The organism is Vibrio sp. OPT46 (assembly GCF_015163535.1).
Classification (GTDB): Bacteria; Pseudomonadota; Gammaproteobacteria; order Enterobacterales; family Vibrionaceae; genus Vibrio; species Vibrio alginolyticus.
Genome location: NZ_JADDYG010000400.1, coordinates 1 through 430, shown reverse-complemented (window position 1 = coordinate 430; position 430 = coordinate 1). Strand labels below are relative to the sequence as shown.

At 44.7% G+C, this 430-nt stretch carries 1 protein-coding gene; it reads right to left on the bottom strand.

Annotated features, from left to right (window positions below):
* The coding region (gene lolA / locus IQR33_RS18600; RefSeq protein ID WP_193843916.1) for an outer membrane lipoprotein chaperone LolA at window positions 1-305 on the bottom strand (305 nt) is incomplete at its 3' end.
* Between the last annotated feature and the right edge of the window lie 125 nt (window positions 306-430).

Genomic DNA, 430 nt, shown 5'->3' with positions numbered 1-430 from the left:
ACTTGCTCGATGAATGGGCTGTAGTACCACAATGTCTTACCGTCAGAGACCAATAGGTTCTCATCAGGGAATGTTGTACTCCAACGGAACAGGCTTGGCCGAGCGATTTCAACCGTACCTTCTCCTTCCATAACCGTTTCGCCTTCAGGGCTGATAACCTGCTGAGAGAAATCCGCACTAAAGCCATCATTCATAGAAAGGCGTTTGTTTAATTCATCTTTAGGAGATGCTGCGTGTGCAGTAGAAAAGAGGGAAAAGCTTAAAACAAGCGCAGAGAAAAGTTTCGCTGAAAATAGTTTTTTCATTCAGATACCTATTATTAGAACCACTCACCTCAGTTGGACTGAGGTGAGTAAAACAAGTTCATTAATCTTTTGGTGGCGCAGGTGCCAGTACTTCACGGTTACCGTTATGACCCGGAGCACTTACG